Origin of the sequence: Nereida ignava (genome assembly GCF_047114695.1) — a bacterium.
Taxonomy (GTDB): domain Bacteria; phylum Pseudomonadota; class Alphaproteobacteria; order Rhodobacterales; family Rhodobacteraceae; genus Nereida; species Nereida ignava.
This window is the reverse complement of sequence record NZ_CP112885.1, coordinates 234,970-250,549: the sequence shown is the minus strand read 5'-3', so window position 1 is coordinate 250,549 and position 15,580 is coordinate 234,970. Positions and strand designations below refer to the sequence as shown.

At 54.0% G+C, this 15,580-nt stretch carries 17 protein-coding genes; 6 read left to right on the top strand and 11 right to left on the bottom strand.

The annotated features are described in order from the left end of the window. The first annotated feature begins 167 nt into the window (after positions 1–167). Positions 168–1,388, top strand: a complete 1,221-nt coding sequence (locus tag OLX08_RS01205; RefSeq protein WP_391481972.1) for an alpha/beta fold hydrolase — start codon at positions 168–170, stop codon at positions 1,386–1,388. 118 nt (positions 1,389–1,506) lie between these two features. Here the strand turns inward: OLX08_RS01205 and OLX08_RS01200 are convergent, their stop codons facing one another. Next, positions 1,507–2,106: a biotin transporter BioY gene (locus OLX08_RS01200; protein ID WP_048597450.1), complete on the bottom strand. Its 600-nt coding sequence runs from the start codon at positions 2,104–2,106 to the stop codon at positions 1,507–1,509. A gap of 89 nt (positions 2,107–2,195) precedes the next feature. Continuing rightward, the gene (locus tag OLX08_RS01195; protein ID WP_391481971.1) at positions 2,196–2,663 is read right to left on the bottom strand and encodes a DUF6314 family protein; all 468 of its coding nucleotides are present in this window, start codon (positions 2,661–2,663) and stop codon (positions 2,196–2,198) included. Between the two features lie 150 nt (positions 2,664–2,813). Between OLX08_RS01195 and purB the strand changes: the two genes are divergently transcribed. From purB to OLX08_RS01175, 4 genes are all read left to right on the top strand, one after another. Continuing rightward, positions 2,814–4,115, top strand: a complete 1,302-nt coding sequence (purB, locus tag OLX08_RS01190) for an adenylosuccinate lyase (protein ID WP_391481969.1) — start codon at positions 2,814–2,816, stop codon at positions 4,113–4,115. Between the two features lie 95 nt (positions 4,116–4,210). Beyond that, positions 4,211–4,744 (top strand): hypothetical protein, encoded by a 534-nt coding sequence (locus OLX08_RS01185; protein ID WP_391481968.1) that lies wholly within the window; start codon positions 4,211–4,213, stop codon positions 4,742–4,744. An 84-nt stretch (positions 4,745–4,828) separates the two neighbouring features. Further along, positions 4,829–5,863, top strand: coding sequence for a FliG C-terminal domain-containing protein (locus OLX08_RS01180; protein WP_391481967.1), 1,035 nt, complete (start codon positions 4,829–4,831; stop codon positions 5,861–5,863). A 148-nt stretch (positions 5,864–6,011) separates the two neighbouring features. Next, the gene (locus tag OLX08_RS01175) at positions 6,012–6,959 is read left to right on the top strand and encodes a lysophospholipid acyltransferase family protein (protein WP_391481966.1); all 948 of its coding nucleotides are present in this window, start codon (positions 6,012–6,014) and stop codon (positions 6,957–6,959) included. On the opposite strand, the gene OLX08_RS01170 is transcribed toward OLX08_RS01175, so the two are convergent. Beyond that, positions 6,960–7,661 (bottom strand): DUF1223 domain-containing protein, encoded by a 702-nt coding sequence (locus OLX08_RS01170; RefSeq protein WP_391481965.1) that lies wholly within the window; start codon positions 7,659–7,661, stop codon positions 6,960–6,962. It lies immediately after the preceding gene. Between the two features lie 223 nt (positions 7,662–7,884). Here OLX08_RS01170 and acnA point away from each other — a divergent pair, with 223 nt between their 5' ends. Further along, positions 7,885–10,572 (top strand): aconitate hydratase AcnA, encoded by a 2,688-nt coding sequence (gene acnA, locus OLX08_RS01165; RefSeq protein ID WP_391481963.1) that lies wholly within the window; start codon positions 7,885–7,887, stop codon positions 10,570–10,572. Positions 10,573–10,678: 106 nt separating this feature from the next. Here the strand turns inward: acnA and OLX08_RS01160 are convergent, their stop codons facing one another. The 8 genes from OLX08_RS01160 to secF are packed head-to-tail and all read right to left on the bottom strand — an operon-like array spanning position 10,679 to position 15,579. Then, positions 10,679–11,203 carry a DsbE family thiol:disulfide interchange protein gene (locus tag OLX08_RS01160; protein WP_412535660.1) on the bottom strand — a complete coding sequence of 175 codons (525 nt, stop codon included), beginning with the start codon at positions 11,201–11,203 and terminating at the stop codon, positions 10,679–10,681. A gap of 7 nt (positions 11,204–11,210) precedes the next feature. Beyond that, complete coding sequence (ccmD, locus tag OLX08_RS01155; RefSeq protein ID WP_391481960.1) at positions 11,211–11,378, bottom strand: heme exporter protein CcmD; 168 nt, start codon at positions 11,376–11,378, stop codon at positions 11,211–11,213. Next, positions 11,375–12,109: a heme ABC transporter permease gene (locus tag OLX08_RS01150; protein ID WP_391481959.1), complete on the bottom strand. Its 735-nt coding sequence runs from the start codon at positions 12,107–12,109 to the stop codon at positions 11,375–11,377. The genes ccmD and OLX08_RS01150 overlap by 4 nt, the downstream gene beginning before the upstream one ends. Positions 12,110–12,167: 58 nt before the next feature. Beyond that, positions 12,168–12,830 carry a heme exporter protein CcmB gene (gene ccmB / locus OLX08_RS01145; RefSeq protein WP_391481958.1) on the bottom strand — a complete coding sequence of 221 codons (663 nt, stop codon included), beginning with the start codon at positions 12,828–12,830 and terminating at the stop codon, positions 12,168–12,170. Then, a complete protein-coding gene (gene ccmA / locus OLX08_RS01140) occupies positions 12,827–13,450 on the bottom strand; it encodes a heme ABC exporter ATP-binding protein CcmA (protein WP_391483156.1) in 624 nt (207 codons plus the stop codon). Before ccmA ends, ccmB begins: the two co-directional genes overlap by 4 nt. After that, the gene (locus OLX08_RS01135; RefSeq protein ID WP_391481956.1) at positions 13,447–13,800 is read right to left on the bottom strand and encodes an Mth938-like domain-containing protein; all 354 of its coding nucleotides are present in this window, start codon (positions 13,798–13,800) and stop codon (positions 13,447–13,449) included. The genes ccmA and OLX08_RS01135 overlap by 4 nt, the downstream gene beginning before the upstream one ends. Positions 13,801–13,818: 18 nt before the next feature. Then, a complete protein-coding gene (locus OLX08_RS01130) occupies positions 13,819–14,571 on the bottom strand; it encodes a TSUP family transporter (protein ID WP_391481954.1) in 753 nt (250 codons plus the stop codon). 33 nt (positions 14,572–14,604) lie between these two features. Beyond that, positions 14,605–15,579, bottom strand: a complete 975-nt coding sequence (gene secF, locus OLX08_RS01125; RefSeq protein ID WP_391481952.1) for a protein translocase subunit SecF — start codon at positions 15,577–15,579, stop codon at positions 14,605–14,607. Between the last annotated feature and the right edge of the window lies 1 nt (position 15,580).

Sequence of the window (15,580 nt, the reverse complement as noted above, 5' to 3'; positions counted from 1 at the left end):
CTGCCGCGTCCGGATCTCTTCTGGCGCGGCTTTTTCTTGTCATAAGCTATTTATGCAGCCAAAGGCAAAACGTAACTTCCGTCACCTTCCCGTGACGCCGATGAAGCATAACTTGCGATTGCACCGCCCAACTTGCACATATGAAACACAGCAAAAAGGGGCACACCATGCCGAGCGAGACAATTGAATTCAAAAATAACGCTGGCCTAAGCCTATCTGCGCGTCTTGATTTGCCCGCAGGAGACCCTGTTGCAACGGCGCTTCTGGCCCATTGTTTTACGTGCACCAAAGACCTGCCCGCCGCACGGCGCATCGCGGCCCGTCTATCGGCCATGGAGTTTGCTGTTATGCGCTTTGATTTTACCGGTCTTGGACAGTCCGAGGGGCGCTTTGCCCAAACGGATTTCACCTCAAACGTAGATGATCTGGTCGCTGCGAGCGCCTATCTGACCAACCGGAATTTGACGCCTTCTCTGTTGATCGGGCACTCCCTAGGCGGGGCCGCCGTGTTGAAGGCCGCTGCACAATTACCCCAGATTAAGGGCGTCGTGACCCTTGGTGCACCTTTTGACCCCGCGCATGTGACCCATCATTTTGCCAGCGCCATTCCAGATATAATCGCAAAAGGTTCCGCCGAAGTGACCCTTGGTGGGCGCCCGTTTACGATTGGCAAACAGTTCGTTGAGGACGTCCAGGGCATTGAAATTGAGGCCGCTGTACGAAACCTCAACGCCGCCCTTTTGGTCATGCATTCGCCCGTTGATGAAACCGTGGGTATTGAAAACGCCAGTCAGATCTTTGGCGCCGCACGGCATCCAAAGTCATTTGTGACACTCGACAAGGCCGACCACCTGTTGCGCAGCCCTGAAGATGCAGAATACGCCGCGGGTGTGATTGCCGCGTGGGCCGAGCGGTATATTGATGTTACACGTCCCGCGCCGCCCATTGGCGTGCCCGAAGGTGTTACCCGTGTGTCAGAGGCCGATCCCAAAGGGTTTTTGCAAGACATCAGATCAGGTGAAAAACATCACGTGCTTGCGGATGAGCCTCAGGCCTACGGCGGCACAAATCAGGGAATGTCCCCTTACGGGTTTCTTGCAGCGGGTTTGGGGGCGTGCACATCAATGACAATTCGGATGTACGCGCGGCGCAAGGGCTGGCCCCTTGAACATGTGTCCGTGGACGTTACCCACGACAAAATGCACGCCCAAGACAGCGATCCCGCAACAAATGTCCGTATCGATAATTTCCGCCGCGCGATACACCTGTCCGGCCCTTTAACACCTGAGCAAACCACACGTTTAATGGAAATTGCGGACAAATGTCCGGTTCACAAAACCCTTGAGCAATCCAGCGAGATTGAGACCGTGCTCGCATCAGGCGCGTAAGTGACGATTGACCTGTACACGGACACCTGTCTCATTGCGCTCTTAATCGTCCGCTCATGAAAAAAGGCGCCCACCTAATTGGTGAGCGCCTCAATAACGTCAAATATGTTTCGTAGGATCAGCCGCGGGCTTTGCCGATTGCCTTCCAAGCCATTGGCACGATCATCGCCGCAATCGCCAATTTCAGCAGATCGCCGTAGATGAACGGTGTGAGGCCCCACTCAAGGATCGGCTTGTCCCAACCGTAAAGTGTGCCAAGCCACAACAGGCCCGGGATGTAGATAAGTGCGTTACCGATCAGCATCGCTGCGGCCATTTTCGCAGCGCTACGATCCCAGCCCATGCGCGCCAAAACACCCAATGCGAACGTCGCAAGCACGTAGCCAACCAGATAGCCGCCTGTGCCACCCATCATGTATTCAATGCCGGACACGCCCGCCGCAGATGATGCAAACACGTCAAAGCCTGCCGCACCCAAGATCATGTAACCGATGATTGTCACCAATCCCAAACGCGGGCCATAGGCCGCGCCAACGGTCAGAACGGCCAATGTACCAAGGGTCATTGGTACGGGGATCATGGGGATCTTCACTTTTGCAGCGATCGCCAGCGCGGCAATACCGACCACTACCAGCATGATTTGCTTGAGGCGCAAAAGCGCGCCTTCGGATGCGCCAAACGCTTCGGTCAGGACTTTGTCGTTCATGGTCAACGCCATATCGGAGATCTCCAATCTTGTTCTCGTTACCGCCTGTTTAATCGCGCACACGGCCCAATCGCAAGAGAATAAGCACCCCGACCACAGTGTTAGCGACAGTACTGGCTTGTCATCACATAGTCTTTGCGCGGTCCGCGCACGTGCCAGACCGCTGCCCAAACCGGCCACTGGGTGAAATCATAAGACACATCATACTGATCGGGATCACACCAATGCGCCGCATCACCCCCGCACAAAGGGACCAGATGAAACGCACGGCCATCTGCAAATCGCACAGGCACATGATCCGAGCCCGAGCCATCATCAGGCGTGTCCCAAAAATATCTGCGGGTACCTGTAATCTCGGGGCCCAGCTCTGCCGCACCCGAGACATCTGTCCGCTGCATTTCAAATTGCAGCGCGCCGCTTTCATCATAGACAAGGCCTGACTGAACGCGGACGAATGTCCCCGTACCGTTAAACCGCGCAACTGTGCCATCTGCATGGATAATCTTGCGGGTAATTTGCCAAACGCCCTCAAAATCGGACAACTGTCTAACTGCTGAATCTTTGCTCATTCCATCATCCGTTTTGTCCATATGCATGTCGAATACGGCGCCATCATCACCGGTGTCCCGTACCCTGCCCTTGTTCCCATCTGCCCAAGGGTTTAAGAGGCCGCCAAGCCCTTTGCCAACCCCAACTCTCTTCAAAAAAGGCCACGCCCCATGATCCCTCGTTATTCCCGCCCTGAAATGGTCTCTATCTGGTCGCCGCAAACCAAGTTCAAGATCTGGTACGAGATTGAGGCCCACGCGTGCGATGCGATGGCTGATCTTGGTGTGATCCCGCGCGAAAACGCTGACGCGGTTTGGAAGGCAAAAGACGTTGAGTTCGATGTGGACCGCATTGATGAGATCGAGGCCGTCACCAAACACGACGTCATCGCGTTTCTGACCCACTTGGCAGAGCACGTCGGCAGCGATGAGGCCCGCTTTGTTCACCAAGGCATGACATCATCAGATGTGTTGGACACCACATTCAACGTGCAACTTACCCGCGCCGCTGATCTGCTGATTGCTGATCTTGAAGCGTTGCTAGCCGCCCTGAAGCGCCGCGCGATTGAGCACAAAGACACCATCCGCGTCGGCCGCAGCCACGGCATCCACGCCGAGCCCACCACCATGGGTCTAACGCTTGCGCGTTTTTACGCGGAGATGGATCGCAACCTGACACGTTTGCGCACCGCACGCAACGAAATCGCGACGGGCGCCATCAGCGGCGCTGTCGGTACTTTTGCCAACATCGACCCGCGCGTAGAAGAACATGTCTGCGCAAAGCTTGGCCTCACACCTGAGCCGATCAGCACCCAAGTTATCCCCCGTGACCGTCATGCGGCATTCTTTGCAACTTTGGGTGTTATCGCCTCGAGTGTTGAGAATATCGCCACAGAAGTGCGTCACATGCAGCGCACGGAGGTTCTGGAAGCAGCGGAATATTTCAGCGCAGGCCAAAAAGGCTCGTCTGCGATGCCGCACAAGAAAAACCCTGTGCTGACAGAAAACCTGACGGGCCTTGCGCGGATTGTGCGTATGGCCGTTGTTCCAGCGATGGAAAACGTGGCCCTTTGGCACGAGCGTGACATCAGCCACTCCAGCGTTGAGCGCACGATTGGCCCAGACACAACTGTCACCCTTGATTTCGCGCTGGCGCGTCTGACGTCAGTTATCGACAAGCTTCTGATTTATCCCGATAACATGTTGGCCAACATGAACAAATTCAGCGGCCTTGTGATGTCACAGCGCGTACTGCTTGCCCTGACCCAAGCGGGTGTGTCGCGCGAAGACGCCTATGTCTATGTTCAGCGCAATGCGATGAAAGTGTGGGAAGACGGCAAAGACTTCAAAACCGAACTGCTGGGCGACAGCGATGTTGTTGCCGCGTTGGGTGTTGAAAGCATCGAGGAGAAATTCGATCTCGGCTATCATACCAAACACGTTGATACCATTTTCAAACGCGTTTTCGGCTAAGCTTCATCACAGATGCGTGGCCTGCCCGCTTTGGGACTTGGCCACGCACTGCGCCGCTCTATCCTCTAACGGGCAACCAGTTACGAGGATCTAAGATGCGCACCACACTTATCGCGGCCCTTGCTTTGGCACCTACAGCCCTTTTTGCGGCAGGGTCCAGCAGCTCAACACCACCCAAAGCCACCAAAACCACGACCGAATGTGAGACCGGAATGGTCTACGACGCGGACAAACAGAGCTGCGTTGAGATCAAGAAAAGTGCCCTTGGCAATGACGCAATGTTTGACGCCGCGCGCGAGTTGGCCTACGCGGGCCGCCACCAAGATGCACAGCAAATGCTCAATTTGATGCAAATGCCCAATGACGACCGTGTGTTGACATATCTGGGCTTTACCCACCGCAAAATGGGCGACGCCAGTACCGGCCTTGCCTATTATCAAAAAGCGCTGGCCGTGAACCCCGACAACCTTTTGGCGCGCTCATATATGGGTCAGGGTTATGTTGAGAGTGGCGACATCGAGCTGGCCTCAGCACAGCTGACCGAAATTCGCACCCGTGGCGGTCGCGGCACATGGGCGGAGATTTCCCTGCGCATGGCGCTGCAAAACGGCCAAGGCTACAGCTATTAAAAACGCTTAAAATGCAATCCTTTAGGGGGTTGTTCATATCCGCTGCGTTAGATGCCCCTAATTGATCGTCACAAGGGGTGTTGTGTGATTCCGTCCTTTCCAGAATTGCCCGCAGCGGGTTCTGACACGGCTGGCTTGACCAAGCGTGAGAAAGCAGCCGTGATTGTGCGCGCGCTTTTGGGCGGTGGCGGTGAGTTGTCGTTGAGCACACTCGCGATTGAGCAACAGACCGGCTTGATGGATCAAATGCGGCAGATGAGCCCCCTTGATCGGGCCACGGTTGAAGCCGTGATTGATGAATTTGTGGCCGAGTTGGAAAGCACGGCGCTGACTTTCCCCAAAGACATTGGTGGCACCCTTGATTTGATGGGGAAATCTCTTGATCCCAGCCTTGCGGGACGGCTGCGCAAGGAGGCGGGCCTCTCCCCACAATCGAACCCGTGGGAAACCATCGCAGGCCTGCCCGTGACACAGCTGGTTGATCTGTTAGCAGGTGAAAGCATCGAGGTTTGCGCGGTTGTTTTGTCAAAGCTTCAGGTTGCAAAGGCCGCTGAAATCCTTGGCGCCCTGCCCGGTGAACGCGCGCGCCGCATTACATACGCCATTTCTGTGACAACAGGCGTTACGCCACAAGCAATTGAGTTGATTGGCATTTCCATCGTTGACCAACTGGGTACCCAGCCGGTGCAAGCCTTCGATGACAGCCCTGTTGAGCGCGTCGGCGCAATCTTGAACTTTGCCCGCGCCCAAACACGTGATGACGTACTTGTAGGTCTTGATGAAACGGACGCCAAATTTGCCGAAGATGTGCGTAAATCCATCTTCACATTCGCAAATATCCCAGAACGGATTGACCCGCGCGATGTGCCCAAAATCACCAAAGACGTGGCGCCCGAACAGCTGTTGACCGCCCTATCTGCGGCACTGTCCACAGGCATGGAAGCCCCCGCCAACTTTATTTTGGACAACATGTCTAAGCGGATGGCCGAAAGTATGCGCGACGAGATCAAAGATGGCGGGCAGGTGTCCCAGGCCGATGGTGAGGATGCCATGAGCGCTGTTGTAGCCACGATCCGCGAGATGGAAGCTGCTGGCACGTTGCTGCTGCTTGCGGAGTAAACCGCCGACGCGCGACATCCACTTCAGGATAGTCGCACATATCTTACCATCATTGCGTCAGGGCGTTCTGACAGCTACACCGTTGAAACGGTGTGCCATTCGTGGCCTTCGGCACCAAAGAAACGACTGAAAGCAAAGCCTAACACGCATGCCCCGCCCCGTTGAGCCCCAAACATCTGCGACAAAATCAGAGACACGGTTTGCCTCTATGCTTGACCGCGTAACAATCCAACATTGGTTAACTGATCTTGTATTACGCACACTGATCTGGCTCACAAAACGTCTACCCTACAAAACGCGTGTGCGGTTGATGGGGCAGATTGTATCGGGTGGTATTGCCCGCGTGGCTGGGTATCGCAAGCGCGCGGAGAGAAACCTTACCCTAGTGTTTCCGCAGATGCCAAAGCCGGAAATTCGCAGACTTGCCAAAGCAGCTTGTGACAACGCAGGCCGCACTGTGATTGAGAATTATTCTCTCAACGATCTGGCGAAAGTCGTTCGTAAAGGCACTATCACCGGCGGCGGTATGACAGCCCTACGCACAGCCCTTGATGTGGGTCGTCCCGTAATTTTCGCAACTGGTCATTTCGGCAATTACGAAGCGCTTCGGATTCTTTTGAAAGACCAAGGGATCACGATCGGCGCGCTCTACCGACCGATGAAAAACCCGTTCTTCAACGCCCACTACGTGGAGGCCATGCAAAGCGTAAGCGGCCCGATGTTTGCCCAAGGACGCAGTGGGACACGGGGGTTTGTCAAACATCTGCGCGCGGGCGGTCCATTGGTTTTACTCTATGACATTTACTCAGGAAGCTCGCCAGAAATTCCGTTTATGGGGCAACCAACGCGCACGGCCCAAAGCATTGGCGAACTGGCCTTGAAGTTTGACGCGCTGGTGCTGCCATATTTCTGCATCCGCAACACAGACGGCATCACGTTTAAAACCGAATTAGAGGCGCCCGTGGAGGGTGACAGCCCAGAGGCGATTATGATTGAGTTGAACCGGCGATTAGAACAAAAAGTCTACGCCCACCCCGAACAGTGGTTTTGGATACACCGACGCTGGAAGAATATTCTTGGCGTGTCTTCTAACTGACTAACGCAGCCGCGCAGCACCCAAGATTGCACCATGCGTTGCCGCTTGAATGATCGCCACAACAGGTCCGTCTTCGGCGCTATCAACACTAAGCGACAGCGGCGCACGACCATCCCATTTGCCGAGCATTTGCCAATCATAGACGACGTTGGCGTATTCCAAAGTCTTACCGCGGTTCTCTCCGCGCTCAATCGCGACAGTTTGCAATGGGGTATAGCGTACCAGTTGAACAACCATTTGGCGTGGCTCATCAGTTTGCGCCGTTACCTTCAGCTGATCACCGGAACGGGTCAGCCCTACATCAACTGTTGCCTGTAAGCTGCGGTGTTCTTGGACAAAATCAGCCAATTGCATCGGCTTGTAGCCAACCACATGATCAACCCCGCCTACGATCATCTGTGGCGTATAGATTGACCGCGATCCGGCCGCGCGGGCGTAGCCTTTTTGCCGCTTGGTAAAGGCTGGATTTGCAAACTTGTCTTTCCAGCCGATGTAATCCCAATAATCAACGTGCAAAGCCAACGCGATGACATCATCACGGGCGGCCAATTCATGAAGCAACGCATCTGCAGGGGGGCAACTTGAACACCCTTGCGATGTGAACAATTCGACCACAATCGGATGATCGTCCGCCGCACTTGGACCCACGCTGCCAAATGCGCAAACTGCTGCTATACCCGCTGCAAATATAAACTGCTTCATGTGGTCTTCCTCAGATTTACCCCTTCCTAACCCACGCGAGCCTCATGCGCCAATCAAGGTTTTGCGAGCCATATGACAGTCAAACGCGTGGTTGCGCCTTATTTCGGTGTGCAATTGTATACAAAAATATACCAAAACGTCGATTAGCCGTTGATTTTATGAACCGAACGGCGCTAAACCGCACCTAAACCTGATCAACCGTAGCCCTTTGGAAGGATGCCAAATGACCATTACAGTCGGACATGACAGCGCAAAAACCCGCAAAACGCTTACAGTTGGTGCACAAAGCATCGACTATTACTCGATTCCCGCAGCAACTGCTGCTGGCTTGGGTGATTTCGCGAAATTGCCCGCGGCCCTGAAGGTCGTTTTGGAAAACATGCTGCGCTTTGAAGATGGCAAAACGGTTAGCGTTGACGATATCAAAGCATTCGCAGAATGGGGTGCCAAAGGCGGCAAAAACCCACGCGAGATCGCCTACCGCCCTGCCCGTGTTTTGATGCAGGATTTCACAGGCGTTCCGGCCGTTGTTGACCTTGCAGCGATGCGCGACGGCATTGTGGCGCTTGGTGGCAACCCTGACAAAATCAACCCGTTGAACCCTGTTGATCTGGTCATCGACCACTCTGTAATGATCGACGAATTCGGCAACCCGCGTGCATTCCAGATGAACGTGGACCGTGAGTACGAGCGCAACATGGAGCGCTATACCTTCCTGAAATGGGGCCAAAAAGCGTTTGATAACTTCCGCGTTGTGCCCCCCGGCACAGGTATCTGCCACCAGGTAAACCTTGAGTATCTTGCGCAAACTGTCTGGACTGACAAAGATCAGAACGGTGTTGACGTTGCATACCCTGACACGCTTGTTGGTACAGACAGCCACACCACAATGGTGAACGGCGCTGCTGTGCTTGGTTGGGGCGTTGGCGGTATTGAAGCCGAAGCCGCAATGCTTGGTCAGCCTATTTCCATGTTGATCCCCGAAGTTATCGGGTTTGAGCTGACTGGTGCCATGATGGAAGGCACCACAGGTACCGACTTGGTCCTGAAGGTCGTTGAAATGCTGCGTGCTAAAGGCGTTGTTGGCAAATTCGTCGAATTCTACGGCGCAGGTCTTGATAAATTGCCACTGGCCGACCGTGCGACAATTGCTAACATGGCGCCAGAATATGGTGCGACATGTGGCTTCTTCCCAATCGACAGCGAAACGCTGCGCTACCTGCGCAACACAGGCCGCGACGAAGATCGCGTGGCCCTCGTTGAAGCATATGCCAAGGAAAATGGTTTCTGGCGTGGTGATGATTACGCACCTGTTTACACAGACACCTTGCACCTTGATATGGGCACAATCGTTCCGGCAATTTCCGGTCCAAAGCGCCCACAAGACTACGTTGCATTGACTGGCGCGAAAGCAGCATTTGCCAAAGAAATGGAAGAGACCTTCAAGCGCCCAATGGGCAAACAGGTTCCCGTCGCTGGCGAAGATTACACAATGGAATCAGGTAAAGTTGTGATTGCCTCAATCACCTCATGCACCAACACGTCCAACCCCTACGTCATGATCGGCGCGGGCCTTGTGGCACGCAAAGCTGCTGCACTTGGCCTTGACCGTAAGCCATGGGTGAAAACTTCCCTCGCACCAGGAAGCCAAGTTGTTTCGGCGTATCTCGAAGCGGCAGATCTGCAAGATGATCTGGATAAAATCGGCTTCAACTTGGTGGGCTACGGTTGCACAACATGTATCGGTAACTCAGGTCCGATCCAGAAAGAGCTGTCAGAAGCCATTGCCGAAGGTGATTTGGTTGCGACATCAGTATTGTCTGGCAACCGCAACTTTGAAGGCCGGATTTCACCAGACGTGCGCGCGAACTATCTTGCGTCACCTCCCCTTGTTGTGGCCTACGCTCTTGCGGGCACGATGGACATCAACCTTGCAACGGATCCGATCACACAGACGCCAGACGGCAAAGATGTGTATCTGAAAGACATCTGGCCCACCAGCCAAGAGGTTGCCGAACTGGTTGAGCAAACGGTAACCCGTGAAGCGTTCCTGTCGAAATACGCAGATGTCTTCAAAGGCGATGACAAGTGGCAAGCCGTTGAAACAACTGACGAAAAAACATACGACTGGCCTGCTGCGTCAACATATGTGCAAAACCCGCCTTACTTCCAAGGCATCACAATGGCGACCAAGAAGATCGAAAACATTGAAGGCGCCAAGGTTTTGGCCGTCCTTGGTGACATGATCACAACCGACCACATCAGCCCTGCTGGTTCGTTCAAAGACACCACACCTGCTGGTCAATATCTAGTCGAGCGTCAGGTCCCTGTCCGTGAGTTCAACTCATACGGGTCCCGCCGTGGTAACCACGAAGTCATGATGCGCGGCACGTTTGCAAACATTCGCATCAAGAACGAAATGCTCGACGGTGTTGAGGGTGGCTACACCAAAGGTCCGAACGGTGACGAGACATCAATCTTTGACGCGGCGATGGCCTACCAAGAAGCTGGCACACCGCTGGTCATCTTTGGTGGTGAGCAGTACGGCGCGGGCTCGTCCCGTGACTGGGCGGCTAAAGGCACAGCCCTTTTGGGTGTTAAAGCTGTGATCGCTGAAAGCTTTGAGCGTATCCACCGTTCAAACTTGGTTGGCATGGGCGTTATCCCGTTTGAATTTACAGGTGGTGACAGCCGTAAATCACTTGGTTTGACTGGTGAAGAAACTGTGGCGATCAACGGTCTCGACACAATCGAGCCGCTGCAAGAAGTGCCCGCGACCATCACAATGGCTGATGGATCACAAAAGCACATCATGCTGAAGTGCCGTATCGATACCAACATCGAGATCGAATACATCGAAAACGGTGGTGTGCTTCACTACGTGCTGCGCAACCTTGCCAAAGCTGCGTAAGCTAGCGCCATAATAATTAAAAACGCCCCGCTGTTTATTCAGCGGGGCGTTTTTGTTTGAAGTGTTGAGTGGATATTTAGCAACAAAAGAAGACGCGGGTTATGCGCTACTTGTTCTGCGCGGCTTCAATCTCGGGCAAGATGGTGCTTTCCAGAATGCTTTGCGTAATTGGGCCCGCGAAGCGGAATGTGATCTGCCCTTTTGCATCAACAACGAACGTCTCGGGAATACCGTAAACGCCCCATTCAATCGCAGTGGCACGGCCAGTTAAGTCCTGACCGACGGCACGGTACGGATCACCAAGCTCATTCAAAAACCCAATAGCATTCCCGGTGCCAGCATCTTTGTAGTTTACGCCATAAATAGGAATGCCATTTCCAGCGAGCGCCATCAGTTGATCATGCTCTGCACGGCACGGCGCGCACCAGCTGGCCCAAAAATTAACAAGTTTAACACCTGCTTCACCAAGCGCATCTTTTGGGATTTCTGGTTTATTTGACAACTGACTCACAACAATCGGAGGTGCCTCTCGACCGATCAGCGCAGACGGCAGCGCATCGGGATCGTCGCGGAACAACCCCGCCGCTACAAGCCCGGCAAACCCCACAAAGATAAGGGGCGGTATGATCATCAGCGGCTTAAGTGCCATTGTGCTGCCGCGCTTCAATGCGTGCTTCTGCTGCAGCAAGGTCAGCTTTCATACGTTTTGCCCGATACATCGAAAGACCAATAAGACCCACAATCAACCCAAGCGAGATACCATAGGCCAACACAACATCCGCCGCGTATTTTCCCAGATCAATCATGCGGACATCCTTTCACGGGCATTCAAAACTGCCAAGCGGCGGGCGCGCACTTCGGTCCGCGTACGCAGCAAGACTAGGGCGACAAAAAGCACACCGAACCCCACCATCGATATGGCCAGTGGGATGAAAAACACATCGTCCACTGTCCTCTCGCCCGTCGCGACCGGTACAGATGTGCCTTGGTGCAACCCTTGGTTCCAAAAGCGCGTGGCATAGCGTGACAACAACGCAAAGACCGATCCGACCAAACACATCACTGAGGTCAGATCAGCGGCGGTATCTTTGTCCTCCACCGCTTCCCACAGCGCCATGTATCCCAAATAGAAGAGAAAAAGGATCAAGAATGATGTCAAACGCGGGTCCCACGCCCAGTAGGTTCCCCACATCGGTTTGCCCCAGATCGCACCGGTGGCCAGCGCCAAAAGCGTCATCACCATCCCGATTGGAGCTGCGGCTTTGGCTGCAAGCGCGCTGACGTGATGGCGCCGAATGAGCCAGATCAGGGACGTTACCAGCATCATCACCCAAACATTAATGGCCATCATGGCAGAGGGCACGTGGATGTAGATAATCTTAACGGTACTGCCCATCCGAAAATCATCTGGTGTGAAAAAAAAGCCCCAAATTAGACCGACACAACACAGCAACGCAGCACCCACGGCTGTCCACGGCAGAAGTTTGCCCGAAAGCGCCATAAATTTGCGCGGATTTGCATATTCCCAAAGTGACATGCGCTTCAAATAGCCCCTCTTTTCATGATTGTCAGCCCTATGCGCCGTTGCACCGCACTCACGATCCCTTGAGCCCTGCGCGCAATGCCGCAGCACTCGCAAATGGCATGATTGCAACTGCCCCTAAGGTCAGCCCTGCGAGCATAAATGCAGGTACGCTGGCGTCCAACCCTTGGCCCGCGCGGCGTACCACATCGGCACCAAATATCAGCGTTGGTACATAAAGCGGCAGAACCAAGAGGGATATCAGCAGACCGCCGCGTTTTAACCCAACGGTAAGTGCCGCGCCGAATGCGCCGATCACACTTAATGCAGGCGTTCCGATGAGCAACGACATCAGCAGCCAGCCATAAGACTGTGATGGAAGATTCAACATAAGAGCAAGAAGCGGTGCAGCTACGACCAATGGCAGCCCCGTTGTTAACCAATGCGCCAACGATTTAACCGCAATGATGCCCTCTAACGGGAGCGGAGAACTAGCCATCAAATCAAGCGCGCCGTCTTCAAAATCTAACGCGAAAATACGCTCAAGCGACAGGAGACATGACAAAAGTGCACCGACCCAAAGAACGCCAGGCGCGATTGAAGCCAAGACGTCTGGCTGCGGGCCCACGCCAAATGGGATAAGCGTTGCCAGGATCAAAAAGAACGCGAGGCCCAAGCCGAAGCCACCACCGGCCCGTATTGCGAGCCGTAAATCCCGAAGAAGAAGGGCCTTCACCAGTAGTCCCCGTCTAAGGTATCGGCTGTCCCGTCCGCTTTGGCCTTAAATGGTGTTAAATCAAGCGTTTCAGCCTCAATCCCAAGATCAATATGTGTCGCAATCAGAGCAGCCCCACCGCCCGCAAGATGTGCCCGCACAATATCCGCGAAAAGCACAACTGATGCGCGGTCAAGCGAGACTGTGGGCTCATCAAGTACCCAGATTGGCCTTGCGGTCACGAGCAAGCGCCCCAAGCCAAGCCGCCGCTTTTGGCCCGCTGACATTTGTGCGGCGGGTCGATCAGTCAACTCTGTCAGGTTCATCGCTTGAATTGCGGCGTCCACATCTGATGACGCGTTGCCGTACACTTCGGCCCAAAATTCCAGATTTTCACGCACTGTTAGCTGCGCCTTAATTCCGTCCGCATGACTCGCAAATGCAATACTTTCCTCAGGCCCTTTGATCGTTCCGTTAACTGTCGGCTGAATACCAGCAATAGCGCGCAACAGCGTCGTCTTTCCGATCCCGTTTTCGCCCCGCAAAATCAGCGCGCTACCAGCGGCAAGCTGAAAACTGACACCTTCAAGCACTGTGATGCCACCGCGGGCAACGGCTACGTCATTAAGTTCCAGCATCAGACTGGGATCAGCGCCAATCCAATGCGACGCCCTTCTGAAACCAACACGTTGTATGTCCGGCACGCAGATGGAGACGACATCGGCTCAACACCAATGCCTGTCTCTTCAATGGCAGTCTTCAAGGACGTTGGAATATGCGCAATTTCCGCACCTGTGCCCACAAAAAGAACATCGATTTGATCTGTAAACGGTTGAATTGCTGCAACATCTTCAAAGCCCGCCCAAGGCACCACATCATTTGGCATTACCAAAATTGGCCCTTGAAACACTTGCCCACCAACACGAAAGAACCCTGTGCCGTATCCATCAACCGGCACTGCATCGTCGTAATGAATTTCATTCAGCTGCATCGTTTCACCCGTTTCGTATTAGTCCCAAAGCGGCAGTCCGGAGACTGCCGAAATAGCAATGATTGTGTATGCAACACGACGATATACTGCCTCGCGCGAGGGATCAAACAGACGGGTGCCAATCAAAATACCCGTCATATATGGCAGCGTCAGACCCGCACCGATCACGATCGCCTCAATACTCAGGCGTCCTGTTGCCCCCATGACGCCCAACAACAACAAATCCGACAAAAGCAAAAACAACATATTGTTTGCCCGCACCACGGAAACGGGTTTCGAGCTGGCCATGTAGAGCAAAATCACAGGCGGCCCTGCAAGACCGCTGGTTCCGCCGAAGAAGCCTGCAAGCATACCTGTGACATAGATTAACCATTTATGAAGCACCCCACTGTAACGGAATCCGCCAATCAAAATGACCAACAAAACAAGCGCAACCGTGGAAATGCCGTAGCGAAATACTTCGGGGGCAATGACACTCAGGATCGCCAATCCAATCGGCATCGTCAGCACATAACCAAACCCAAGCCGCGCAACATCCTTGGGATCACCATCGCGGATCGCACGTGGAACCGCCGGAACAGGACCAAATAAATCGAGGATGACCATCGTGGTAAGCGCAACAAAAGGATCAAAAACCGAACTGGCGACGGGCATGTAGATCATCGCGGTGCCAAAGCCAGCAAAACCGCGAACCAAGCCAGCAATAGTCACGGTTACCAGCAAAAGCGGCCAAGCCTCGGGGATGAATTCCCAAGAGGTTATCCCAAACATGTTTTCGCTCCCCGCGTCACCCGCGGCAGCGCGCTAGGCATCGGTGTTGCCGAATTGTGTGCCGCCCTCGTCGGTCGGTTTTGACCAATCGCGCTTAACACCCAAAGCAAGCAACGTGGCAGACGCTACAAAGATCGACGAATACGTCCCGACGATCACGCCCCAAATCATCGCAAACACAAAACCCCGAATGACATCACCACCCAAAACGAACAACGAGATCAACGCCAGCAAAGTTGTGACAGACGTCATGAACGTGCGCGAAAGAGTCTCGTTGATTGACAGGTTAAGAACTTCCTTGAGGTCTTTCTTCTTATAGCGTCGCAAGTTTTCCCGAACGCGGTCAAACACCACAACTGTATCGTTGAGCGAGTACCCAACAATTGTCAAAAGAGCCGCGATGATAGCCAGATCAAAGCGGATCTGAAGTTCAGAAAATACACCAATTGTAAGCACCACATCGTGCACCAACGCAGCCACGGCGCCCACTGCGAACTGCCACTCGAACCGTAACCAGATGTAGATAAGTACCGCCAAGATCGCCAAAACCACGGCGATCGCAGCTGTTTGGATCAATTCGCCCGAGACAGTCGGACCCACGCTGTCCACCGCAGGAAACGGTAAGACCAAGCCACTATCAACAGCACTAAGCGCATCTGCAACGGCGGCAATCATATCACCGGACGCTGCTTCTTCACCCTCTTGGGCCTGAATGCGAATTTGGCTGACAAACTGATCATCGCGGAAGTTGGGGTCAAAGACTTCGGTGATTGAAATATCCCCAAGCTCAAGCGGCTCTAGTGCCGCGCGGTAGCTTGCCACATCAACAGGCTGGCTGCTTTCCGTACGAATTGTCGTGCCGCCCTGAAAGTCGATCCCGTAATTAAGCCCCTGAATAGCAAAGCTAATCAAGGCAATAATCATCATAACGCCAGAAATGCCAAGCCACAGTTTTGGACGAGCAAAGAAATCGAAATTGGTGTTATCGCGAACCAGACGCAAACGCATT